The sequence below is a fragment of the Niabella aquatica genome (genome assembly GCF_054779315.1).
In genome coordinates, this window is the sequence record NZ_BAAGYM010000004.1 from 186,200 (window position 1) to 208,891 (window position 22,692).

The window sequence follows — 22,692 nt, forward strand, 5'->3', positions numbered from 1 at the left end:
AAAAAAAATATATTGCCGGATTACCTGGACTCAAAAAAGGAAATCAGGTATAAAGTTGGAAGATATCAGATGGAGTTGCTTCAATATGGTTCCCTTTACAAAAAGAAGATTAAATACCTGCATCAGGAGATTGTTTTTCCTTTTTGAATCTTCGTATAATTTTAATTACAACAGGGACCGTAACCAGCACAATAATTGCCATCACTACATAATTAAGGTAAGGGCGTAAAAAGGGCATGGTTCCTATTACATAACCGGCAATTGAAAAACAAAGTATCCATCCTACAGAACCAATAAAGGCAAATAACAAAAAACGGCTGAATTTTTGTTGAATGATGCCCGCAACAATAGGAGTGAAAGTGCGAATGAAAGGAAGAAATGCACCAACAATCAATGCCATGCCGCCATATCTTTTATAAAAGTTTTTCGCTTTTGTTAAATACTGCTTTTTAAAAAAAGCTGAATCTTCCCTGCGATATAAAACAGTCCCTGTCTTATAACCGACAATATAACCCGTAATATTTCCCATTAGCGAAGCTAAAATTCCTAAGCTGCACAGCGTAAAAAAGCTATGGTCCAGCACATTGGTAGCAATCAATACGCCTGCCATAAAAAGCAGCCCTCCACTTGGAAGAAAGAAACAGAAAAAAAGGCCTACCTGCCCATAAATTGCCAGGCAAACAAGTAGTAACCCGCCATATTGAATTAGTGCCTCGGGATTAAACATTTGATTTTAGTTAAACAAACTGCTTTGAAAAGCTACTTAAAATTCTCTTTTGGATAAAACAAATTTTTGTTTACGGCAAAATTTGACTGTAACAGCACGATATAAGGGCGCAATAATCGTAAAATCAAAATCCATTTTAAACTATATTTAGCCGCGGAAAGCGACCTGCCTCTTTAAATATAAGAGAGCCAATCTCTTTTAATTCCTGTATCGCCCGACTCACTTTCTGCCTCACGATTTCCAGCTGTGCATATCCAACCTCAAAATCTGCATCATACCTTGCCGAGCAATAGGACTTTTGAGGCAGCCTGAAAACTTCCTGTTCTGGATACTGGCTAAGAACTCATTGAGCTGTTCACCTGTTTTGAACTGCTTCAAAAAGTCATCGGATAAGAAATCTTCTGCTTTCATTTGTTCATATTGTGTTTAAAGTTAAAAAATCGAATCTGTTAAGACTCGATTTTAACTTACACACTTTATGATACAGTGTCCTTTTTAGACCGGTATCTGGCGCTTTGGATATTCCTGGCGATAGCTTCTGGCATCAATGGTATTTAATAAAGAGATATTTTAGAAACTTAAAATGCAATCTCGTCTAATTTGTTTTTTACCAATTATTGTCTTGCCACTATTTGCTCTTTTTTTTCTCGCTCCGGATTACAGAACGTATAACCACTGCTGGTAGTATACACTTTAAAACCATTATGCCGCAATACAGCAAAAAAATCCTCCCGGGTAGCTTTGTAGCATAAGCGTGTAGTTACTCTCTTTTCTTTATCCAGGCATTTCAGATCTGTAAACCGAATCCCATACCAATACTGCATCTGGTCTACAAAAGCTGCCAGAGGCACGTTTTCATACACCCGTTCTGTATTTTTCCAAACAGTAAGACCTTCGATATCCCCACACCTTTGGGTCATAATACTATCCTTAATTATCTCTTTGTCTTTTATTTTGACAAAGGCGGACCAATCGCTAAAGTTCAAAGTTTCGGAGTTACCTGAAGGAAAACTGGCTTCCAGGCGGCCTTTTGATACAGCAATCAAACTGCCGCCTTCTATGGCCCGCAGGTCAAAACTGCCGCCCTGGCTGGTGATATTGACATTAGGTCCGGCCATTGTTAACGCCCCCTGGCTTTCGGCAAATACTTCTCCCTGGATCAGGGATGCTGTTAAGGTGCCTGTTAATGAGTCAGGTGTTATTTTCAACTTGGTTTGGGCATTTAGTCGCAAAACGGTATTGCCAGGTAACACCACCAGGTATTGTTGCTCCGGAGCTGTGCTAATTTCGTGCCCTTGGAAACGAGTTGTGTCATCGGTGCCATTATGTTGTTGATAAACAATCTTTCCTGGCCGTTGTATTACCCTTAGACCGCTATATTGCAACTGCAGGCTTGTATTGCTATCCACCAGGTAGTTCTTTTCGCCATCTTTAATAGTGCAATTAAATTCCGTGGTATTTATGTCACCGGCTTCTATTGAAGCACCGCATATTACTTTATATTGTTGCCTTTCTGAAAGCACTTTGTTCATCCACAACCCAACTGCAAGCAATACGCTGGCAGCAATAGGTACAGCATATTTTACCAAAGTTTGTTTTCTTTGTGCCGCTTTTCGGGCAGTTGCTATTGTCACAATTTTGTGGGCTAAGGCAGCTGCATTCACCTTTGGCAGATTCTCTGCTGGCGGTAATGGTATTTCTGCATTTACTTCCTCTATTAGCTGTGCCAGCTCTTCGTCATTGTATAGATTCCATAACTGGATGAATGCAGCTTTTTCCTGTTCTGTAGCGCTCCCATCCAAATGTTTTTTTATCAATGATTTTATCACAAGTGTACTATCATTCATTATTGAAGATTTTTAGGGTCCATAAAATGAGTGCAATGGGAAGTTGCCCCCTTTTCTTCAGATAGCCGGCAATATAGTTCCGGGCCGCGGCCAGGTGGCTCTTTACAGTTTCGTCTTTTATGCCTAATTCTGTCCCGATTTCCTTGCGTGACATACCCGCATGTATAAACAGCTCCATTACTTTTTTTCGCATAGGAGATAGTTGCTGCAAAGCATTATTGATATGCCGGAGGGTCTCTTTGTTTGAAAGTATATCTATCAGGCTTTCCGGAGCTGGTATTCTGTCATCCTCATCCGGCAAAGCTGCTATTAAAGGATTCCTTTTTTCATTTCGTAAATGATCGATGGCTTTGCGAATACCAGTAAGGATTAACCAGCCTTCAGGATAAAGTATCTTGTCCATTGAATACCTGTGCTCCCAAAGTGTTAAAAAAGTGTCTTGCAGGATTTCCTCCGCATTGCACGGATTTCGTACATAGTGAATAACACATGTATACAATCTATTGTAGTAGGTTGCAATAATTTCGGCAAACGCTGTTTCCGAACCGGATGCCAGGTGATCAAATAGCATACTACCTCCTTTTTCATGTAGTAATCCGCAGAGCAAATTACTGGTTCAGTAGAAGGTATTTGGGCGAAAGAAAGGTTTAAAAAAAGTCAGATTTTGATTCACCCGTATACCCTCTTTTTTACGTATATATAGTAGAAGGGTTGCTTAATTAAATGATTTGGCAATACTAATTTAAGCATTACTTCTGGTTATTTTATACTTTTTATAAAATAAAAATCATCAAAAAAATATTTTGAAGGATAGTGGGTGAAAAATGTCAGAATAGGTATGAATAATAAAATTATAAATGCTGTTTAACTATTTAAGAGATCCTGAAAATAAATATTATGAATTTTCTTTTTGATAACGGCACGATTAAACAAATAGCAAGCCGTTGTTGTGAAACCGGGAAAATAGTTCATCTCAGTAGAACCAGAAGCAATTAATGCCCTTTGTAAGTTAAAACATGCCTCTCATAGGAAAGATGAAACCGGTAAACGGATCAAGGAAGTCTGAAACCCGCAGGAAAAAGGATCTACCATTGTTCTTTTTGTGGTGGCTATCACCTTACAAGCTGGAGCTGGTGGCCATTTGACACAAAACATTATTTAGCCAAACAGGAACAGAAATTAAAATATGAATCAATATTCACTACATAAATGCTATTGCCTGCATTACCAGCCAAGTAAGATCTACTATGGCCGGGCGGCTTTTGAACGAAGAAAGGGTATGCTGCGGCCTGTTGCAACATACCCCTAAACCAAAGTGGTAAAACAATCACAATATTTTACCTAATCCATATTCAGTTCACTTTAAATATACAAAAATGAGAACAAAAATCTTAACAATAGTATTACCTGTATCAGCGCTGGCATTTCTTATTTCCGTTGCATTTGCCTTTAAGCCTTTGAAAAGTTCTAAAGTAGCAGAAACAGTCACGTTGACTTTCAAATACGATGGGGAAGCTTACGATGAAACTAATGTTACGATGCATAGCAACTGGACTCTTGTAGACAATGAGCAGGCTTGTGCACAAACAGCAGATGATATTCCGTGTTCGTTTTCCATTGAAGTGGATGAAAATAATCAAGGACTTTACTTAAATGGTACAGAACCTTCCAGCCAGGTTATTATTGAGGCGGATGAAAGTGCGCTTACTGCCAATAATTATTATGTCTCAGATGTTAAGGAAAATATTACTGGCACACCTTCTTTCACTGGAGACATTAGTAATGTTCAGGAGTGACATCCATCCTCTGTATGTTAAAAAAGCGGTTTAACAAAACCGCTTTTTTAGTAATTATATGGGATTTTGCTCTAATCCAAAATCTTCAACAAGTGTATGAGGTATGGGTAAAGCGTAATAGTTAGCGTTTGGCAGTAATGTATAAGTATTGCCTTCAAAAACTCTGGTGAGTATAATATTTTGCCCTTCTTTATTAAGCCTTTTAATATCGCTCCACCTGATCCCCCTAAAAAGTAACTCTTTTCTGCGCTCACTTAGAATTCTGTTTAGCAAATCACCTATATCATTGTAAGCAAGCGATACGAAGCTATCTTTATTATATCGATGTTTTAATAAATGGTTGAGATTTGACGTTGCGGCTTCTAATCCGCTATACCCCCGGCGAGCCAGGCACTCTGCGAATATCAGCCATATTTCATCAGTTGCTAATCCTGAAAAGTTGCTTGTGCTCTGAGCGTAACTACCTTTGAAATTAGGGTAACCTCCACTTACTGCAAAAAAAGCAGTTCTTCTAAGGTCATTGGCTTCATAAATGTCGTATAGTACGGTATCCACCTTTGCTCTTAAAGGTAATATTAGAGGGAACGCACCTCCAGTAGTCATTTCCACATAAAAGATAGTTTCTTTGTTAAAACGCTTGAAGGGATAGTTGGCTGTTAAATTACCAACATCACTATCTCCATTGTAATCCATCAGGTCGCTTTTTATATCAAGGCAAAGACCAGCGTATCGGTAGGCGCTATCATATAAGCGCATTGATAAATAAGTTCGGGCAAGTAAGCCATAGACGGCTGCTTTTGAAGGTCGATATGGATGGTCTGGTAAAGGAGATAAATAACCACCAGCTAACTTTGTATCATTTATGATTTGGTTATAGGTTTCAGTTACTGTTGCTCTTTTTGATGGTACATTGAAATCTGAGGTAAGCCTTAATACAATACCCAAGTCCTTTTCAGATGATGATTCATCATAGGCTTTTGCATATATCCATGCCAATTGTTGAAAGAAAAATGATCTGAAGAATAATGCGCTGCCATATACATTATCCCATTGTACCGTATTATCCTTCGTTTTTTCGATTTTCTGCAACATCTCAAGGCAGTAGTTGGCATTATATATAGGGGTATAAGCCATTGACCAATCGTTAGCATATTGCAGCTCGTAAGGCGCCCTTTTATAAATGTGCCTGCCCCATTCGTTGATACTGGTAAAAAAATTAGCAGGTAAAAAATAATCGTCAGATGAAGCTTCTCCTGTAACAGGGCCTATATTGGTATTCATAACTCTGTTTGCATTATCAAGCAATGCCTGTAAATCGGAAAGTGTACTTGGGGTTGTGATTGCATTACTTGGTTTTTTATCCAGATATTTAGCGCAGGAGATCGCTGCTATCAAAATCGTTAAGAGAGCACTGTATAAAAGATATGTTTGCTTTTTCATTGATATGGTTTTGGTTAAAAATTGGTACGAATGCCTACTGTGAATTGTTTGGGAGCTGGTGTCCCTGTAGGTGAATCAGGATCGACTCCTGAACGGTTTGCCCGCCATATGATACCCAGATTGCTTGCGTTGGCATACAACTGCAGGCTTGAGAATAATTTGTTTTGGGCTCCTGATCTATAACTGTAAGCAATGTTGATATAATGTAGCCTTACCTGATCCCCTTTTACCACATTTACCTCAGAATTGTTATAAAAAATATCTCTGTCTCTATATTGTGGGTAATCAGTATAAACAGTAGCTGGTATATTGGTTGTATATTCATCTCCCGGTTGTTGCCAGCGTTTGTAATAATCGGCATGTGCAATGCTACCGTTTATAACGCTTGAAGAAGTATAAGAACTTTTTCTAAAATAATAACCAGCCTTGTAAATAAGGTTAAAGGAACAACTAAAGCCTTTCCATTCCAGCCGGTTAATAAGAGAACCAAAATGTATTGGTGTTGCAGACCCAAAGAAAACAATATTGCCGGCAGTTAAACCACTGTCGCTAACACTACGTGCAATAGCTGCGTAATCCGTACTTAGCTGGCCATGCAGGTAGCCCTGGGGATCGCCTTTAGTGTCTAAGCCACCCCAACGATATGCTGTTATAGCATAAAGAGGCCTGCCAATTACCGGGTAAATGCTATTTCCGCTGTTAAGGCTATAAAAGTCTTGGGCCTTTTCAATATGATAGGCTGTGGTTTTATTGGTATTATAATTATAAATAAACCCGCTGCTCCATCTTAAAGCCCGATTTATATTTACTGTGTTTATTGAAAGGTCTATTCCTTTTCCTTCCATGTTTGCGATATTAGCCACTATAAACTGGTCTCGTCCCCAGCTTGTATAATCATAAGGGGTTTCACCATAAAGATCGATCCCTTTTTTATGATAATATTCAATAGTGCCTAACACGGTTTTGTTGTGGTCTTCAAAGTCTATGCCCAGGTTGATCTGCCTGGATTTTTCCCATCTTAGAGAAGGATTATTGAGCGTGCTGATAGTTTGAACAGGAAAGCGTGTAACGCTATTCGTGCCAGCGCTGCTAACCGGTAGAGGTGTACGCCTTGTGTCCACATTACCGCTATACCCATAGGTGAGCCTCAATTTTAAAAATGGAATGCCTGAGTAATGATAGAAATTTTCAGAAGATATAAGCCAGCCAATACCAGTTGACCATAAGGGGTTCCATTTGTCGTTTGTTGAAAGCCCGAATACATTGGAGGCATCTTTACGAAAGCTACCATTGATACTATACTTTTTCTCGAAGCTGTAGGAGGCATTAGCGTATGCGCTTACAAACCTTGTGACCTGGTATGAACCTATACTGCCTCCTCCTCCCGGCAGATACTCCATATTTCCTGTTATATATGTTTTATAAATCCGTGTCCCGTCTACCGAAGAGTAAGATAAGGGGTCTTCCTGATAACCAAAAACGGTAAAGCCTTCCGAACCGCCATTAAGGGCCTCCCTTAACTCACCGCCGGCCAGGGCTGTAACACTGTGTTTCATCCAGGTTTTTGAAAAGTTGAGTTGCCCACGCAAGTTGGTGGAGGTGAAAGAGGAAAAAGATCTATTTATAATATCTCCTAAAGGTATAGGATAAGTGGCTGGCTGTGTGATACTGGCTGGTAACACTGTAAATTTGTTGATCAAGTCACGTGTATAATAGCTTTCCATGTCAGAGTAGGAAGTACTATTGCCCCACTGCTTCTGGTATTGATATTGTACACTGGCGCTTAAGGCATTTGTGATTTTATAGTCTGCTGCCGCTCTCACCAGTATATCCTGTCTTTCCGCACTTGTATATTGATGCTTATAATCATTTAAAGGATAATAATTCCAATCCAGCAACCTGCCGCCACCTGCAGTATCTATATATCCTCTTCGATATAGGTCAAGTGGTACAGGATTGCCGTTTTCGTCTTCATAAGTCAGGTAGGGTACATCTCTTCCACTGATTTCAGATACGATGACAAAAGATGGCGTTCCGCTTTTGGATTGGCTATTCGTATAATAGGCATTCAAATTGATCGTAAGGTTTTTTACAGGTTTTATTTGGTTATGCAAATGAAGGTTTACTTTATCAGATACAGCTTTATTGTTACTTACTACGTTGTTATAGTTGCCTGCTAATAACCATGAATAGTTTTGGCTACCACCGCTCAGGCTTAGCGAATGCTGTTGAGTTAGTCCTCGTCTTAAAAAATGCCCTGTGTATTCTTTACGTGTGTCGATGGAGCTTAGTTTTCGCATACCTGCTGCTGAATCTTCGGCACTGATAAGTCCCACACGGCGTTGTAGCAGCAGCTCTATTGCCGGGGTTAATGGTGGGCGGGTTCGCGTGTCATTAATAGTTTGATCAAAATACCCTTTGTTAAATAGAAACTCTTCCATTATAAGGTGGTCTGAAACTGATACCTGCGGCTGATAAAAGAGATCGGGTATATTGGTAATTAAAACACTTGAATTCATATCAAGACTTAGCCTTTTATTCAACTTTCCTGCTTTTGTAGTTATGACTATAACTCCATTACCAGCACGGGCGCCCCAAATGCTTGCTGCCGCTGCATCTTTTAGAATAGTAATATTTTCCACATCATTAGGGTTGATGTTTTCAATATTTCCATCGTAAGGAAAATTATCTACAATGATAAGTGGAGCCAGGGGGCCGTTAATGGTGCTCAGGCCCCGTATAGAAATCGTATTTTCTTCGTTGCCAGCGCTATTACTTTTACCTGTATTAAAAATGAGACTATTAGTTACACCCTTTAAACGCTCCAGTATATTTGTACCGGTTTGCTCATTAAGGGTTTTATTGTCAATAACTGTGAAAGAGCCATTTACTTCGTTAGGCTTTAGCCGTTGGTAACCGGTGTTGATGGTAACGCCTTCTAACTCGGTGTCATCGGGAGACATTTGAATATTAAAGATACCTGTTTGGCTAACAGCAAATTTTTGAGAAGTGAAACCGGTGTAAGACACTATTAATGTATCGGGTAAAACTGGTAATTGTATAAGGTAGCTACCTCCCTGTGCCGAAAGAGTAAACCTGCCGCTGCTTACACTTTTAATAGTGGCTCGTACCAGGGCCTCACCGGTACTCGCATTAGTAACTGTACCATTAACCGTAAATCGTTGCTGCGCCAAAGTGGTAACCGAAACTGCAAGGCATATTAAAAAGGGTATAATTTTATTTGACATAAGCGAAATTTTAGGGTTATTTAAGTTTGCGGCGCAGGTATCCACGCAGATGTACTTCCTCCTGCATTTTTTTTAATACCTGCTCAATAATAGGGGCAGCAATAAAGGTTGTGGATACATAACCCATATTTACTCTATCGGTAGCTATCCAGGCATAATTTGGGCGGCTGGCTTGGTTGAAATAAGCTTGTAGCTGTTTATCGGCGGTAACAATTGGTATGCTTAACTTTCTTTTGTGTTGCTGTTCCCATTTTGCAATAAAAGGAGCTACCAGCGAATCAGGTTCAAAAGTTACCATTAGTATTTGCAATTGGTCTTTAAACTCTCTTTGCAGCGAATCCAGCTTAGGTATTTGTTTGATGCAGGGTATGCAATGAGTAAACCAAAAATCCAATAGGATCATCTTAGTGTTTTGGTATTGTAAGTTGTCAATTGTAGTAGTAGTATTTGTATAATTAAGAAGATTGTGAATGGTAAGATTGGGCAACCTTTCGTTAATAGAAAGCGGCCTTATATTCTGTTGCTGTGCATTTGTATTTACACATAGGAATGCCATCACGCCCAGCAGCGTTAAAATTTTCATATCACATACAGTTAAAGATGAAGTAATAAGTAGATAATAAAAATGCCGGGACAGGCGGGTACAGCCCATGAGAACGACTGCACCGCCGCCCGGCGGCCGTTGCTAACCTTTATTCAGGATTACGCGGGTGACTGGCGTACCGGAAATTATAGCTGGCAAGGTCGCTGTTTCCTAAGTAACAGGGCCAGGCCCGAAATGAATAATATGATAAAGAAAAACTCATCCGTTTTGGGTTGGATGAGTCTCGTTGCACTGGAAAGCCGTATAATATTATAAACGAATATGGGCTTTACCAGCCACCGCTCTTAGTGACAGCCAAGATGATGGTCTTACGGTAAAACCCATATCCGTTCGGAAGCATAAAAATAATGCTTCTTAAAGACATGGGCATTTTATTACCGTCTCGCCATCTTGGCTGTCAATCTTCGAGCGTCGAGACTCTTTTATTAATGCCTATTACCTTTTGATACTTCTATATACTACTTATTTTAATGTTACTTTCTTCAAATATACAACAAAAAACATAACACCCAAACTATATCTCCATTTTTTTATTACCAAATCGTGCCAGTTTGTGATAAATGAACTTAGAAATACAATTACAAACCGGCATAAAAATAGTAGGCAATTTTGTTTTTGCCACAAGAACAAAAATGGGGATTGGAAAAAAGAAATTTGGTCAATTGTGTGATGGATTAAGTGAAACCTACATTAGAAATCTGGAAGCAGGCGCGGCCAACATTACGCTTAAAAGCTTAGTGAAGTTAAAATCCGGCATGAACTCAACAATTCCAACTCTAATAACTGGAGATAGTAGAACGTTCTCAAATAAAACGCTAAAAATTGCACGAAATGAAGATTTTACTACTGCAAAACAAAACTTCAGCACTCGCTTGTTTGCTCTAATGAAAAATAGAAAATTAAACTCGATTTCATTCAGTAATTATTTGGGTATGGACGAAAGTGCAACCAATAAATATTTAAATGGCAGTGAAAATCCGACATATTTAATGCTTCTAAGATTTGCTTATGTCTTAAATGTTGAGGTTGTAGATTTTTTTGATTATGGTGGCGCATTGCCGGAAAATACAAAATATAAGCCTAGGTACATTAATCCGTAAAAGGAGAGCACCATTAAATGCTCGAATAACAATAGCGTGAGTTTCAACAAATATTTAATAACCAACAAATGACAAAAAGGGGGAATTTACGTAGGGAAAAATCTCTTTTTAAATCGGGCAAAATCCTAAGACCGCAGAGTATTCCTACGCTTAAAGAGTCTGACTATATTGTGCAAGACATTCCATTGGATGGAGATGCTCCAAAACAGTTCATTCGTGCCTATTTTTTTGAGAGGGACGGTACAGTTAGGAAAGCTAATCCAAAAACCTGGAGCGCTTATATTGCCAAAACTGCAGAAAAATATTACCCGCATGAATCTATATATGAATACCTCATCAATCGAATTGGGCAAACTTTGGGCCTTGAGATGAACGAAATAAAGCTGGTATGGGTTAATAAACAAGTTCGGTTTTTAAGTAAATTCTTCTTAAAAGACGGGGAAGAATTGATTCACGGAGCGGAAATTTGTGGAGAACACCTGGGAGACAAGGATTTAGCAAACGAAATAGCCAATGACAGAAAATCGTCAAGAGAACTATTTACTTTTGAATTTATTAAAGAATCAATACGCAACGTTTTTCCAAAAACATTTGATAATCTGCTAGTTGGGCTGGTAAAAATGATAATTTTTGACGCTATTGTAGGAAATAATGACAGGCATTTTTATAACTGGGGAGTTATTAGGACACAAATTAAATCGCAAAAATTGCCTACCTTTGCACCCCTTTATGACTCAGCCCGGGGATTATTTTGGAATTGTACAGAAGCCCAGGTAAACGGGCATTTAGAACATTATTCGAAAAATGGCAAAAAAGTTGTTAATTATATTGAGAAAGCATACCCTAGAATTAGTATAGCAGACAATATACAGGCTAATCATTTTGAACTTATTGAATACTTAATACGTTTAAATACAGACTATATTAGTCTTATTGACGAATTTTCGAGTACAGAAAATGAAATAAAAGTTCTTAAAATGATAAAACAGGAATTTTCTTTAATCTTAACCATCAAAAGAGTAGAGTTAATTTCATTAATTTTAAAGACGAGATTTGAAAAAATAAGGAGGTTAACAAATGTTACGCAAGATCAAAAATTGGTTCAATAAAAACCAAGACGACTTGGAAGGGTACAGCCGTATTCCTGAAGAAGTTGAAGCAACATTCTCCTTGGCAAATGACGAAATTCCGGTTGGGATTTTGTCTTGCAAAAATGGAGAGTGGTATTTTAAATATACAGAACAATTCAAAAAGAATTCGGAAAAGTATAATCCTATAGTAGGATTCCCAGATATAGACAAGGTTTATAAAAGTGAAGTACTCTGGCCGTTCTTTCAGGTTCGTATTCCAGGTTTAAAACAACCGCAAATTCAGGAAATACTGAAAAAGGAAAAAATCAGTAGTTCAAATGAAGTTGAACTACTAAAGCGATTTGGGCGAAAAACAATTTCAAATTCATACCAATTAGTTGCTGGGTAAAAATTTCATCTTATCATATATAAAAAGCTGCTCTTTGGGCAGCTTTTTCAGTTATAAATAAAATATCTTTTTCAGCCCTTGTGCTAATAGAGTCTTATTCTTGGCAAATGGACATTGAGCCGCAATGAGATCTGGAGGATGTTAAGCACTTACAAAATTTAAAGAATCGAGATTAACAAAACGCCTTATCCAGCTCAAAGCGCTATTCTCTTTTTCCATTGGCCATTGTGTTGAAAATGGATGCACCTGTTTTACTGACAAATAAACCGCTACCCCGCACTAAGCCACTATCTCCATAAGCCCAAACATTAAAATCATAACCTGTTTGTGGCGTATAAATACGGATAAACATATTTTGGATGTACTGCCCCTGGTCTGAAGTGCAATAAAGTAAGGTTCTAAGAAAGACTTTCGGCTCATCATCTCCATTTTTACCAACAAGGCAAATAATCGTAGGGCGGGTCATTTTTAATTGTCCCTTCCAGATCCGGGTTAGCCAAAATGTTAACGCCGAAATAAATAACGATAGTATTGAAATTGTCAATGCCACAGTTTTCATCTTTTCCCATACGGCTGCTCATAAGCAGGTTTGCAACACTAAAATACTTGGTTTTATTGAAATGAAAAAAAGATGTCAGGTTTCATGATGTACCCGCCCAATTAGTTTTACTGGATAGAACTCACAGCTTTTAAGGGCGTCAACCGGGTGTATATTAAAAACACACAACAAGGTCACCAGGGCCAGAAAAAAGACCAGCACCATTGGGAACAATCAAATATTAGTTTTGGATATATTGGAAGTTGAGTTCAAGACGGGAAGTATATAAAATTTATAAATATTTACGGAGAAAAGCGAGCATAAATACTTTTATAAGTGACTGATTTACAGAGAATAGGAGTAATTCAATTTGCTATAAATCCGCGTTTATTTTGCTTTTTTAGTAAAAGTAATTAATTTTACAACAGATGAAAGCCACTACACATACTAATACACATGTATCCAAGGGGGATAGGCTCAATTGGGTTAGGAGATGCAATGCTGGCTCTGTGAAGTTAGACGCATCTAAAACCAAAGGCACATTGGTTTCAGGAAAACAAACAGGAAATAATACGACTACTAAGAAAGTTATTGCTTAATGGAGTTTAATTTTCCGGGCTATCCCGTGAAATTTATACAACGTCAACGTTGCAAAGATGAAAGTGCTCACCTGTTTACCCTTATTTATAAGTTTTTCTCTCCGATAACAAGATATCATTATATTATAAGAGCCGAGTATCATAAAGAAGACGTTTTTGCCATAAAATTTTATTGTAAAAAAGACCGGCGAAGTGACACAAAGTATTCCAAGATCATTAATAAAGGAGATCTTGGAAATATATTTAATACCTGCATTAATCTCCTTCCTGAAATACTAAGTTTATATCCTGCAGTTTCTTTTGCAATACTGGGAGCCAGAAGCTATGATCCCATGTCTGACAAAGTAGAACAATCAACAAATACGCAACGATTTAGAATATATAAGTACATTGCAACTCGAAAATTCGGACATGTCACTTTTGCGCACTTTGAATATACAGATATAAGCGGGTATATGCTTGTAAATCGTTCTTCTGGCAATGTAGAAAATAGAGAACGCGAGATCGCCAAAATGTTTTCAAGAACATATAATGAAATTCCCCTTTAACACCGATATCCAAATTTGTAAATAATGCCTGGCAGGCTTTTCACGAAAAGCCAGAAGAATCTGACATGCTGCAAAAGTCGATGATTGAGGAAATCCGAGCATCACTTTCCTAACTTAAATTTTTCTGTGAAATTTATTAGCCTAAGCAATAATAAGTAGCAAAAAGTGATTTTTGTGGATTAAATAGAAGCTGCAAAGTATAAATGAAGAAAAAATTAGATTAAAATAGCCATTCGATAGAATTTACTAGATTAATATATAAAAAAGGCCTGCCTTTGAAAAAGCTGGCCGTTGCTAACCTATGAAAAACACCAGTTCTAAGGTACGAAATCTTATCTGTTATCGATTAATTGATTTCTGTATTTTCTCAGATTTTAGTCTTTCGGCTTCTTAGGTCTTGTTGCATGCCTCAATAAGCCTATAGTCCGTAACCTCTTTTTTTCTTCTTCTTTCTAATATTCCGGTAGTATTCACGCTCTATTTGTGACGTGGCATAGTCCCCTGGGGATGGATAATGTACTTTGTATAAGTCGGCTGCCAGGTCGGCAGTATTTTCTACCGCTTGTTTTATTGATTGTATAAATGCGCTAATAAAATCACTTTCCTGCGGGTTTCTCTTGTATGGTGAAAAAGAAATAGTCCGCTGCCAGGTATTTGCAAACCTGGTTTCCGGACCTATTCCTTCCTGCAGATTCCGAGTGAGGTATTGAGTTTGGTTTTTCTGCAACTGTTTTTCAATAGTGCTTAAAGAAAGCCCCATAGCACTGCCTTTTATTTTTACACCAGCCTTATCAATAAAAGATATACCCCGGCCTTTGATAATTTCAAATCCCAGCTTTCTTGCCTTTTGTTGAAAACTTTCCATTGTTTTGGAAGATTGCAATATTTGCTTCAACTGTGTTTTAAGTTGTTCTTTTCGCTGGTCATTTCTGGGCAGTAATTGCTGATCTTTTGATAAAAAACGCCGGGGGCTTAATACCTGCTGCAACTGGTATTTCTGTTCCATCTTCCGGCAGAACTGAGCCATGCGTTTATAACTATTGCTGTCGGATACATTTGTTCTGCCGGTAAAACCTATTCGATTGGCCACAATATGGATATGCTGATGCTGTGTATCCTTATGTTCCACCGCTAAAAACTGGTTATTTGCAAATCCAAAATCTTCCGCGCAATCTTGGGCAATATGGATCAGCTGCGCCCTGGTCAATTTCTCGCCCGGAGCAAAACTCAGTGTAAAATGAAACACCGGTTTGGATTGTTTGGGGTTGAGTTTTCGCACTTCGTTGAACTGTTGTACCAGCTCTTTTTTATTGCCAAAGCATTTATTAAAAAGCAATATCTCCGCCCGGTTCTGCACCACCGCCTGATCTTTATCATGGCTCATTTTTTTGTCTTCCAGGCAGTAGCTGATGCATCCTCCAAAACCCTTACCGGTAATCGCTTTACCAATCATTGTAAATAGTTTTTAATGTCCTGCGCTAATTGCTTTACATCTGCTGCCAGTTGTTTTAGTTCCAACCTTTCAAACGCGTTAAATATTTGCGCGGCATTATTTTTATAGGCCAGTGAATTAATATTAGCTGCAAGGTGATTGAGCTGCGCTGTGAACGCTAAAACTTCTTTGGGCAATGTCTTTTGCCGGGTAACTATCTGGCTGTTTAATGCAGCTTCACGTAAAAACTCGGATATGGTAAGTTGCACCTGCTTTGCTTTTCCCTCAACTATTTCTAACTCCAATGCGCTGCAGGCCACCCGCAAGCGATGGCTGCGCTGTATTGTTTTCTTTGGCCTGCCGCCTTTGTTCTTACTATTATTGCTGTTCATATTAATATCCGTTTTAAGTTTGATAACAGGCGCTGTGCGCCACCCCCATAAATGCCGCCCCAAAGCGGCATGAATGGGCCAGCATGTTCGACGTGGGTGAGGTTACGAGCCCACGAGAACATAGCTGGCTCCTGAAAACACACCGGGCCTGACAAGGCCGGGAAGGCTTAGATACGTATGGTTAGGCTTGCGTAATCTTAATTGAATGTTTCCGGGCTTATTCAGGTCTATAACTATTGCATCAATGATTATTTCAGATGCAAGAAAGCTGGTACAGGCTTATCTGCATGGTATTTTACATTTCAGTGATCCTTGATGCTTTTTCATCGTCCGAACCGGGTTTGGAAAACTTAAACCCTTCGATTTTGCTTTCAGGATACCCGGCCTTAGAAAGATCAGCTTCTTGTTTGCCCGGCGTTACTTTCATATTCTGCTTCTTTTTTCTCTGCTGCTGCAATGCAGAATTAAGGCTGCTAAGATTTATTTTTTCAATTGGAACTTCTAACTCAGTAGCTAACCACCTACGAAAACGCGAGGGCGTTTCCAGGAATGTCATTTCTTTACTATATACTTCCAGTATTTTCGGGTACACCCCGTACCCGCTATCCAGCAAATCCTTCCTGATAAAATCTTTGAACATCATCTTATTTATTTGTTTTTCTGCGTGGATTTTTTTTGATTGCGTCATTGCCCGTTTTACTACCAGTCTTTTGTGCGGTCTCGTAATGCTCTTTATACCATGCGAGTTCCTGTTGTATCATCTTCTTCTCTTCTCTTTCCTTGTTAAGGTCAATGGCAAAAACGGTTAGTGCTGCCATAACAGCCAGGATGAAGCCAAGTCCCCACTGGCCCATGCCGTGCCAGAAAGCCTGCCAACGGGGATGATCGGGATCTACCTGTAATGATTTTTTGGAGTATTGTATTTGCGCTGCCATTTCATTCAGCGTTACCTGCATCGGTTCAAACTGGCGCTTCACTTCCTGCAATAAAATGGTAAGAATGGTAAGGGAGGTTTCATCCAGCTCAATACCATATTGTAAGAAGATCGCTGACCTCAATTTTTTTAAATCAGTCCGGGATGTTTGCATGTTCTTATATTTTGGATAATTCTTTCTGCATTTTTATTTTTTCGACAAACTGATAGGCTTCCATACCCTTTCCTTCGCTGACTTTTTGGAGAATGCTCCGGTGTGGTGCAGTGGTAATGTCAAAATCCCCGTATAGCCTGATAGCATTTATATAGTTTTCCCCTGATGCTCCGAAAACTGTCAACTCTTTAATAAGTTGTGGTGTTCCGGCAAACGTGCTTTCATTGATATAGATGTTGGTTTCAAAAACGCCTCTATTCAACAAGGCAATTTTTTGCAGATAATGTGTACACGGTGCATAAGCACTGCCACCTGCAATAACGACGTTAAATATGAATTGAGCGTTTAATTCGTCCTGTACTTCTTTAAACTCTTCAATAGTGTAATCCCTGGAAAACAGTGATGGCAGTTGGTCGCTCTCCGGAGCGCCAAAGTCCAGGTAGAAGCAATCATAGTCTTTCCGTGACAGCCCGTACAGGTTTTCAAAAAGCAACTGGCGATCCAGTTTTTCCCGGCTGTCCAGCAGGCTCATCGTTGCAAAACGCGAAGGCGTTCTACCCTGGAGGAATCTTAACTGTTGACAGCTTGATTTTACAGAGCTGTCAAAGTCCACGAAATAAGCCCGGTCATTACCCTGCTGTTTTAAGGCTTGTAAATAAGTAAGCATTGATTTACCGGCGCCGCCTTTGGCCTGGATGTTAAATTGAAACTGTTGCATTGTTTAAATCTTTTTGATGAAAAAAATAATATTGTAGAAAAGGGTATAAAATCAAAGCCCCCTACCTCTCTGCGTTCTTTGTTGCTGCTGCTGTTTAGATTGAGCGATCAGCCATTCATTCAAATCATCACAGTATTTATATTGATGGCTGCTGTCGATATATTTTTCCGACTGAAATTCCTGATTCCAGGAAAGCGCTTTTTCTGTGCTTTTCCTGCCGGACAGATCCCTGTCTAAAAACAGGGATATTTTATGATGCTGCTCCATCAGGGAGCGGGTTTTTTCAATAAAAGATAGGGAGTTAAGCACCAGGCAATTGGTGATACTGATTTCAGGGTGTGGGCGCAGGGCAATGAAAGAAAGAAAATTAAAGAAGCCTTCAAATACGCAAACGTTGTTCTTACCGCTGTCAAAAAAAGTAATGCCTTTAGGTGAGCTGCTGCCCTTAAACATTGGGCTTCTCAACTCAAAACCACCCAACCGGTTTTTAAACCCGATCACTGTTTGCTGTTTACTGTACAGTGAAAAATCAACTTCTTTGCAGTATTGCTGCGCAATGTGGAGCGGGATTTTTCTTTCTTCCAGATAGGAAAGTAGCGAAGTGCTTTGTAAAGGCCGGGAGCCGGTAATAATGATTTTCTCCTTGTCTGGCTCTTTCTTTTCACCAGCTATGCGGGTGGGATGTTGTTGCTGGTGAAAAGAAAAATTGTTCGTCAAGTTTTGCTCAATAACTGTTAACGCTGCTGTTTTGGCATCGCACTGGAAAAACCTGGCAGCAAAATCAATGATGTTGCCTCCTTTTCCTTCTCCATGATCGTAATAAATATTGCGGGTTCGATCCACTTTAAATGAAGCGGTTTGCTCATTTCTAAAGGGGGACTTATACCAATAATCCTGCCTTGTTACTCTATCCGGCATATAGCCAAGAGATGCTAACAGCGCTACCAGTTCCACTTTTTTTGCTTCTTCAAATATCATTTGTGCGGACATATTCTTTTATTTTTTACTGGTTACGGAGTTGACAGGAATAGGCAGGTAAGGCGGGTATTCAGGTTCAATGAGGGGTTTGTGCCCTTTTTGTTTGAGATAGGATAATACTTCAGAGCGAAGAAAATACACCCGGCCTCTTTGTTTATGGCAGGGCAGGCCGCGTTTCATCCAGTCGTGTAGAGTAACCAAAGAGATGCGGAACATACCAGCGATCTCTTTACGGGTTAGTAAGGGTTCTTCACCTTCGGTTTGCGTAGGTTGTGCAGGAATTTGCTCTAAACATTCCTTTATTGCTTCCTTAATCCACCTGCGAAAATCTCCCTCGTTGGGAATAAATAGTGTATCCATAAAAACTAATTTTATGGATGCAAAATGGATTAGGATTTACCCAAAGTCAATGATGGATGGAGTATGGATTTTTTGGGATTAGTAATAAATCAGTTACAACGAAGTTCAGGCGAGTGAACGCATGTAAGGGAATAGTGAAAGGGTAAATAAAAAGAGCTTCATCAGTAAAAAAAATCTTCCAATGCCTGAATAAGCTGTTTTACTTTAGGGCTTTTATAGTTTATTAATTCATTTTGGCTGCGGGCTTTCCCTTGCAGTGTATTTAATTTTAGATTCTTAAAAGCTTCAAAGTGTAAAGCAAGTATTGCAGCAATATCTGTATCCGAAAACTTTTTAAAAAGCTGTTCACCCTTTTGCAAGGACGAAGGGGCCTGAACGTTTTTCAGTAGGATCAGCAATTGGATCATCAACATTTCATGGTTGCGGTTATTCAATTCAATACTTCCGGTACTAAAAGAATTGGTTAGTTCCCTTAGTTCTGTATCGGCTGTTTTCATAATCTGGTCGATATGGCCGGATAATTTTTCTACCAGTATTTTAACCTGCTGGTCGGTATTGGCTTCTTTTGTCGTGCCGACCTCCTGGATAATAGATTGAACACCCGCAGCAAGTTCCTGTTTTAAATCATCTTGTTCCTGATTAATTTTTTCCCGGATCTGGTCATGCAATTCGGATTGCTTTTCAGTAACCCACTCAAGGGCGGCGTTTAATTTCCTTTGTTGGTGGCCTTTTCTTTTCAGCCGGTCGTTGATCTCATATTTAAGAAACCGGAGAAAATCAGCTTTATCCGGATACAGGCTATAATGAAATTCAAGATACCGGATAATATCAAATCCCTCGTATTCAGATAACTTGTTGAAGATTTCGTTTACATAGCGTATTGCAAATGGCTCTTTAGGGAAATACAGATAAAAGTCCTGATCATAGTCTCCAAGCCGGTAAACAAAATAGGCGGTAAACCCTCCCGGAGTAGCAGAATATCCCGACCGGTAACCGAATGTAGCCAGCATATTTCTAAAAATCATCCGGGAAAACAACCATTTTTTTATACTCATAGACTAACGTTTTTCTTAGGAAGAAGTATCATCACTAAGTTAACAAAAATTATACATTCCTGGACAGGCATAAAAAATCCCTGACAGTGGCTTACTGTCAGGGTGTAGGTTAGGATCATTAATACTTTAAACTGCCTTTAGGGCTGTATCATTTTGATTTGTTGCGCTCTTAAATGCCAGTAATCTACCCGAAAATTCTTTTTTGACTTCTCGCCCATAGTCGCCCAGGTAGATTTCTGTTGTTGTCAGGCTGGCATGGCCCAGGGCCTCCTTAATGTATTCTGTTGTAGCTCCGGTTTGTTTGGAATGTGTGGCATAGGAATGACGGCACACCATATTGTTTGGCTTCCTTGATAATTCCATATCTTCTCCAATAATGACCATCCCGTCAGTAATAAATTTAGTTAATGTTCTAACGCGGCTGTACTGCTCCATCAGGTTCATTGATGCATCTAATACGGGAAAGATATAATTATTCGGGCGCCGATCCTTATTTCCCCACTTTGCAATAATAACCTGCATATCTTCGTTTATATAAGCGGTAATTACTATGGGATCATCTTTCATGGAACGCTCTGTTTTCGCCCGGATAAAATGAAGAAATTCTCCATCAATATTCTCATATTTAAGGTAGGCAAGATCCTTGGGATTCATGCCATTGCCGAAATAGCAGAAAAACCAGTAAGCTTTTGCTCTCTGGATGTGTTCTTCCTCCGGCTCAAATTCATACAAACATTGAACCTCGCTACGTTCTAATGATTTTTTTGCCTTCTTGGCTGTTGGAATCTTGTATTTCTTCTTTCCAAAAGGATAAATATCCGCTTTGACTATCCCTTGATCAATTGCCTCATTAAATACCGCACGTAAAGAACGCAGCTTTATTCCTACTGTAGCTTTGGAGCTTTTATTGTCATCAATCATCCAACGCTCAAACTGAAAAAGGTATTGGCGGGTAATTGCTGAAAACAGAACATTGCCCCGAAATTGCTTTAATGAGGTATAAGCATCCCGGTAACTTAATGCCGTGCCTATCCTACCTTCCATCAATAAATTCTTTATGTAGCTAATAAAGGTTACAGCGATGCAATCCGCAGCGGGGCTTTCTTCTTTGAAGATTGGAAAGCGTTCTTCGTAGGGTGAAAAATCAAATTCAACTGATACTTCTTGTTGTTTCAGTTCTGACGGCTGATTTTCTATGCATTTTTTTTCTGCCTTTTTCTTACGTTCTTTGAATTGGGGATTATTCTTGATAAATTCTTTTTCAAAATAATCAAACTCAAATGGATTAATACCCTTCGCCGCTGTAGCTGCGTTCCTTTCTACTTCTAATAATGATGCTCTTACTTTTTGCAGTACTTCACTTATTCGGGGCGCTGAAAATTTGTTATAGTCTTCCTGTGTAAGATCGTAAATAGTAGGGTAATATTCTTGTTTGCGATTAAATGTTACCCGCAGCTTAACCGGATAAAGATTTTCTTTTTTAACTCTTCTGATGTCCAAGACAATAGCGATACTTACCTCCATAGCTTAAAGATTTTTTTGTTTAAAAAAATCTCCATTTGATTTGCATACAGATTTGCATACAATCAGCGGTTAAACGGGGTTTTCATCCGTTTAAACGAAGCTAACAAACTTCTCTTTAATTATTGATAATCAAATGATTAAGAAAAATTAGATTAAGTCAGGTTTAAATAAATTCGGTTTTCAGTTTGACTTAAAATCCTGTGGGCAGCAATGTCCGTGCGGGTTCAAGTCCCGCCTGGGGCACCTGATTATCAATCAGTTAAAAAGGTTCGCAATAGCGAGCCTTTTTTGTTTTTGAGACATTTGCAAACAAACTTTTAATCAGGAGAGTGTAAAAGAACTTATTTAGATAAGTTAATTATTTTTTTCGATGTTGGTAATTGGGCTTCACATCATACTAAGTTGAATTAATTTATTGAAACGATATGTTTGAAAAATGTTCTTTATCCTTGCAATATTGATGCATGCGGAAGACATGCTTTTCTGGTATAAAAAAATTAAAGTCTTATGTAACATTTTCCTTAAAAGCCTCGTCCTATCAATTATAGACACTAGATGTTTTGCCATTCACTATCCAGGTCATTCTCTAACAAATCTTGGATGTACCTCTATGAAGATATTAAAAATATAAGTAGTATGACCTTTAAAATGAATAGCTTTATGACGCTTGTTATTTTAGCCGTGTTACTTTCCTGTAAAAAGGAGAATGACAGTTCTGATTTAACATTCTCTAATTCCTGTAACTTTTCAGGTTCTGAAGTTGAAGTTGTTAACAAGTTAAACGGATTGCTTAGATATACAGATAATATTGAAAATGTTTCTTTATCAGGATACAAGTTTGTCATCGAGTTTTCCGGTCGTTTGCCTATGGTAGTTTGTAATATGCCATCCAGCTTTGAGATGGCAGAAGACCAATCCATAAACGTAAGATTCAGCGGTCACGCTATCATAATCCCAAACGAAGCTGATGCAGCAAATACCGATATTGAATTGAGCTATTTGAAGTTCGAATAACCTTTTTGTTAAAACCCATGATATTTTCAAAAAGGTATGTCAGCCATTTACTGTATCCAAAATGGTTAGATAACTTCAAATAAAGGCATAATTCTAAAAAAAGGGGCTAACTTTCTTGGTCATCCCAAGGAACAATGAAAAAAAACCTCATTGTAAAGATACAGAATAATGGAGCAAGCTCTATAAGACGGACAATTAAGTAAAA

23 protein-coding genes are annotated in these 22,692 nt (G+C 38.7%); 6 read left to right on the plus strand and 17 right to left on the minus strand.

Features of this window, described 5'->3' with window-relative positions:
* Window positions 1–109 precede the first annotated feature (109 nt).
* From ACYVBM_RS04690 to ACYVBM_RS04705, 4 genes are all read right to left on the minus strand, one after another.
* Window positions 110–727: a DedA family protein gene (locus ACYVBM_RS04690; protein ID WP_460684467.1), complete on the minus strand. Its 618-nt coding sequence runs from the start codon at window positions 725–727 to the stop codon at window positions 110–112.
* 231 nt (window positions 728–958) lie between these two features.
* Window positions 959–1,138, minus strand: coding sequence for a hypothetical protein (locus ACYVBM_RS04695; protein WP_460684468.1), 180 nt, complete (start codon window positions 1,136–1,138; stop codon window positions 959–961).
* 203 nt (window positions 1,139–1,341) lie between these two features.
* Window positions 1,342–2,574, minus strand: coding sequence for a FecR domain-containing protein (locus ACYVBM_RS04700; RefSeq protein ID WP_460684469.1), 1,233 nt, complete (start codon window positions 2,572–2,574; stop codon window positions 1,342–1,344).
* Window positions 2,567–3,145 (minus strand): RNA polymerase sigma factor, encoded by a 579-nt coding sequence (locus ACYVBM_RS04705; RefSeq protein ID WP_460684470.1) that lies wholly within the window; start codon window positions 3,143–3,145, stop codon window positions 2,567–2,569. The genes ACYVBM_RS04700 and ACYVBM_RS04705 overlap by 8 nt, the downstream gene beginning before the upstream one ends.
* A gap of 805 nt (window positions 3,146–3,950) precedes the next feature.
* Here ACYVBM_RS04705 and ACYVBM_RS04710 point away from each other — a divergent pair.
* Window positions 3,951–4,370 (plus strand): hypothetical protein, encoded by a 420-nt coding sequence (locus ACYVBM_RS04710; protein WP_460684471.1) that lies wholly within the window; start codon window positions 3,951–3,953, stop codon window positions 4,368–4,370.
* 54 nt (window positions 4,371–4,424) lie between these two features.
* Here the strand turns inward: ACYVBM_RS04710 and ACYVBM_RS04715 are convergent, their stop codons facing one another.
* Genes ACYVBM_RS04715 through ACYVBM_RS04725 form a run of 3 tightly spaced genes read right to left on the minus strand, consistent with a single transcriptional unit; the run spans window position 4,425 to window position 9,641 of the window.
* Window positions 4,425–5,810 (minus strand): RagB/SusD family nutrient uptake outer membrane protein, encoded by a 1,386-nt coding sequence (locus tag ACYVBM_RS04715; RefSeq protein ID WP_460684472.1) that lies wholly within the window; start codon window positions 5,808–5,810, stop codon window positions 4,425–4,427.
* 14 nt (window positions 5,811–5,824) lie between these two features.
* Window positions 5,825–9,058: a SusC/RagA family TonB-linked outer membrane protein gene (locus tag ACYVBM_RS04720; protein ID WP_460684473.1), complete on the minus strand. Its 3,234-nt coding sequence runs from the start codon at window positions 9,056–9,058 to the stop codon at window positions 5,825–5,827.
* Between the two features lie 16 nt (window positions 9,059–9,074).
* Complete coding sequence (locus ACYVBM_RS04725; protein WP_460684474.1) at window positions 9,075–9,641, minus strand: peroxiredoxin family protein; 567 nt, start codon at window positions 9,639–9,641, stop codon at window positions 9,075–9,077.
* 581 nt (window positions 9,642–10,222) lie between these two features.
* Here ACYVBM_RS04725 and ACYVBM_RS04730 point away from each other — a divergent pair.
* The 3 genes from ACYVBM_RS04730 to ACYVBM_RS04740 all read left to right on the plus strand — a co-directional run bounded on the left by ACYVBM_RS04730 (window position 10,223) and on the right by ACYVBM_RS04740 (window position 12,241).
* On the plus strand, window positions 10,223–10,762 hold the full coding sequence (locus ACYVBM_RS04730; protein WP_460684475.1) for a hypothetical protein: 540 nt from the start codon (window positions 10,223–10,225) through the stop codon (window positions 10,760–10,762).
* Window positions 10,763–10,830: 68 nt separating this feature from the next.
* Window positions 10,831–11,871, plus strand: a complete 1,041-nt coding sequence (locus ACYVBM_RS04735; RefSeq protein WP_460684476.1) for a HipA domain-containing protein — start codon at window positions 10,831–10,833, stop codon at window positions 11,869–11,871.
* The gene (locus ACYVBM_RS04740; RefSeq protein ID WP_460684477.1) at window positions 11,840–12,241 is read left to right on the plus strand and encodes a HipA N-terminal domain-containing protein; all 402 of its coding nucleotides are present in this window, start codon (window positions 11,840–11,842) and stop codon (window positions 12,239–12,241) included. Before ACYVBM_RS04735 ends, ACYVBM_RS04740 begins: the two co-directional genes overlap by 32 nt.
* Before the next feature lie 202 nt (window positions 12,242–12,443).
* Here ACYVBM_RS04740 and ACYVBM_RS04745 read toward each other — a convergent pair whose 3' ends face one another.
* A complete protein-coding gene (locus ACYVBM_RS04745; protein WP_460684478.1) occupies window positions 12,444–12,707 on the minus strand; it encodes a hypothetical protein in 264 nt (87 codons plus the stop codon).
* Window positions 12,708–13,377: 670 nt separating this feature from the next.
* Between ACYVBM_RS04745 and ACYVBM_RS04750 the strand changes: the two genes are divergently transcribed.
* Window positions 13,378–13,926, plus strand: coding sequence for a hypothetical protein (locus ACYVBM_RS04750; RefSeq protein WP_460684479.1), 549 nt, complete (start codon window positions 13,378–13,380; stop codon window positions 13,924–13,926).
* Between the two features lie 418 nt (window positions 13,927–14,344).
* Here ACYVBM_RS04750 and ACYVBM_RS04755 read toward each other — a convergent pair whose 3' ends face one another.
* From ACYVBM_RS04755 to ACYVBM_RS04795, 9 genes are all read right to left on the minus strand, one after another.
* On the minus strand, window positions 14,345–15,379 hold the full coding sequence (locus ACYVBM_RS04755; protein WP_460684480.1) for a relaxase/mobilization nuclease domain-containing protein: 1,035 nt from the start codon (window positions 15,377–15,379) through the stop codon (window positions 14,345–14,347).
* On the minus strand, window positions 15,376–15,750 hold the full coding sequence (locus tag ACYVBM_RS04760) for a plasmid mobilization protein (protein ID WP_460684481.1): 375 nt from the start codon (window positions 15,748–15,750) through the stop codon (window positions 15,376–15,378). The genes ACYVBM_RS04755 and ACYVBM_RS04760 overlap by 4 nt, the downstream gene beginning before the upstream one ends.
* Window positions 15,751–16,045: 295 nt before the next feature.
* The gene (locus tag ACYVBM_RS04765) at window positions 16,046–16,393 is read right to left on the minus strand and encodes a hypothetical protein (protein ID WP_460684482.1); all 348 of its coding nucleotides are present in this window, start codon (window positions 16,391–16,393) and stop codon (window positions 16,046–16,048) included.
* Between the two features lies 1 nt (window position 16,394).
* The gene (locus tag ACYVBM_RS04770) at window positions 16,395–16,838 is read right to left on the minus strand and encodes a hypothetical protein (protein ID WP_460684483.1); all 444 of its coding nucleotides are present in this window, start codon (window positions 16,836–16,838) and stop codon (window positions 16,395–16,397) included.
* Window positions 16,839–16,842: 4 nt separating this feature from the next.
* The gene (locus ACYVBM_RS04775; RefSeq protein WP_460684484.1) at window positions 16,843–17,556 is read right to left on the minus strand and encodes a hypothetical protein; all 714 of its coding nucleotides are present in this window, start codon (window positions 17,554–17,556) and stop codon (window positions 16,843–16,845) included.
* Window positions 17,557–17,607: 51 nt separating this feature from the next.
* A complete protein-coding gene (locus tag ACYVBM_RS04780; protein ID WP_460684485.1) occupies window positions 17,608–18,546 on the minus strand; it encodes a toprim domain-containing protein in 939 nt (312 codons plus the stop codon).
* A gap of 6 nt (window positions 18,547–18,552) precedes the next feature.
* A complete protein-coding gene (locus ACYVBM_RS04785) occupies window positions 18,553–18,894 on the minus strand; it encodes a helix-turn-helix domain-containing protein (RefSeq protein WP_460684486.1) in 342 nt (113 codons plus the stop codon).
* A 161-nt stretch (window positions 18,895–19,055) separates the two neighbouring features.
* Window positions 19,056–19,949: a hypothetical protein gene (locus ACYVBM_RS04790; protein WP_460684487.1), complete on the minus strand. Its 894-nt coding sequence runs from the start codon at window positions 19,947–19,949 to the stop codon at window positions 19,056–19,058.
* A 126-nt stretch (window positions 19,950–20,075) separates the two neighbouring features.
* Window positions 20,076–21,473: a tyrosine-type recombinase/integrase gene (locus ACYVBM_RS04795; protein ID WP_460684488.1), complete on the minus strand. Its 1,398-nt coding sequence runs from the start codon at window positions 21,471–21,473 to the stop codon at window positions 20,076–20,078.
* A gap of 636 nt (window positions 21,474–22,109) precedes the next feature.
* Between ACYVBM_RS04795 and ACYVBM_RS04800 the strand changes: the two genes are divergently transcribed.
* A complete protein-coding gene (locus ACYVBM_RS04800) occupies window positions 22,110–22,487 on the plus strand; it encodes a hypothetical protein (RefSeq protein ID WP_460684489.1) in 378 nt (125 codons plus the stop codon).
* Window positions 22,488–22,692 lie beyond the last annotated feature (205 nt).

What these genes read in the sequence shown, in the direction of transcription:
- ACYVBM_RS04690 (WP_460684467.1), bottom strand. Translation starts at nt 727, where the DNA reads ATGTTTAATCCCGAGGCACTAATTCAATATGGCGGGTTACTACTTGTT.
- ACYVBM_RS04695 (WP_460684468.1), bottom strand. Translation starts at nt 1,138, where the DNA reads ATGAAAGCAGAAGATTTCTTATCCGATGACTTTTTGAAGCAGTTCAAA.
- ACYVBM_RS04700 (WP_460684469.1), bottom strand. Translation starts at nt 2,574, where the DNA reads ATGAATGATAGTACACTTGTGATAAAATCATTGATAAAAAAACATTTG.
- ACYVBM_RS04705 (WP_460684470.1), bottom strand. Translation starts at nt 3,145, where the DNA reads ATGCTATTTGATCACCTGGCATCCGGTTCGGAAACAGCGTTTGCCGAA.
- ACYVBM_RS04710 (WP_460684471.1), top strand. Translation starts at nt 3,951, where the DNA reads ATGAGAACAAAAATCTTAACAATAGTATTACCTGTATCAGCGCTGGCA.
- ACYVBM_RS04715 (WP_460684472.1), bottom strand. Translation starts at nt 5,810, where the DNA reads ATGAAAAAGCAAACATATCTTTTATACAGTGCTCTCTTAACGATTTTG.
- ACYVBM_RS04720 (WP_460684473.1), bottom strand. Translation starts at nt 9,058, where the DNA reads ATGTCAAATAAAATTATACCCTTTTTAATATGCCTTGCAGTTTCGGTT.
- ACYVBM_RS04725 (WP_460684474.1), bottom strand. Translation starts at nt 9,641, where the DNA reads ATGAAAATTTTAACGCTGCTGGGCGTGATGGCATTCCTATGTGTAAAT.
- ACYVBM_RS04730 (WP_460684475.1), top strand. Translation starts at nt 10,223, where the DNA reads ATGAACTTAGAAATACAATTACAAACCGGCATAAAAATAGTAGGCAAT.
- ACYVBM_RS04735 (WP_460684476.1), top strand. Translation starts at nt 10,831, where the DNA reads ATGACAAAAAGGGGGAATTTACGTAGGGAAAAATCTCTTTTTAAATCG.
- ACYVBM_RS04740 (WP_460684477.1), top strand. Translation starts at nt 11,840, where the DNA reads ATGTTACGCAAGATCAAAAATTGGTTCAATAAAAACCAAGACGACTTG.
- ACYVBM_RS04745 (WP_460684478.1), bottom strand. Translation starts at nt 12,707, where the DNA reads ATGACCCGCCCTACGATTATTTGCCTTGTTGGTAAAAATGGAGATGAT.
- ACYVBM_RS04750 (WP_460684479.1), top strand. Translation starts at nt 13,378, where the DNA reads ATGGAGTTTAATTTTCCGGGCTATCCCGTGAAATTTATACAACGTCAA.
- ACYVBM_RS04755 (WP_460684480.1), bottom strand. Translation starts at nt 15,379, where the DNA reads ATGATTGGTAAAGCGATTACCGGTAAGGGTTTTGGAGGATGCATCAGC.
- ACYVBM_RS04760 (WP_460684481.1), bottom strand. Translation starts at nt 15,750, where the DNA reads ATGAACAGCAATAATAGTAAGAACAAAGGCGGCAGGCCAAAGAAAACA.
- ACYVBM_RS04765 (WP_460684482.1), bottom strand. Translation starts at nt 16,393, where the DNA reads ATGATGTTCAAAGATTTTATCAGGAAGGATTTGCTGGATAGCGGGTAC.
- ACYVBM_RS04770 (WP_460684483.1), bottom strand. Translation starts at nt 16,838, where the DNA reads ATGCAAACATCCCGGACTGATTTAAAAAAATTGAGGTCAGCGATCTTC.
- ACYVBM_RS04775 (WP_460684484.1), bottom strand. Translation starts at nt 17,556, where the DNA reads ATGCAACAGTTTCAATTTAACATCCAGGCCAAAGGCGGCGCCGGTAAA.
- ACYVBM_RS04780 (WP_460684485.1), bottom strand. Translation starts at nt 18,546, where the DNA reads ATGTCCGCACAAATGATATTTGAAGAAGCAAAAAAAGTGGAACTGGTA.
- ACYVBM_RS04785 (WP_460684486.1), bottom strand. Translation starts at nt 18,894, where the DNA reads ATGGATACACTATTTATTCCCAACGAGGGAGATTTTCGCAGGTGGATT.
- ACYVBM_RS04790 (WP_460684487.1), bottom strand. Translation starts at nt 19,949, where the DNA reads ATGAGTATAAAAAAATGGTTGTTTTCCCGGATGATTTTTAGAAATATG.
- ACYVBM_RS04795 (WP_460684488.1), bottom strand. Translation starts at nt 21,473, where the DNA reads ATGGAGGTAAGTATCGCTATTGTCTTGGACATCAGAAGAGTTAAAAAA.
- ACYVBM_RS04800 (WP_460684489.1), top strand. Translation starts at nt 22,110, where the DNA reads ATGACCTTTAAAATGAATAGCTTTATGACGCTTGTTATTTTAGCCGTG.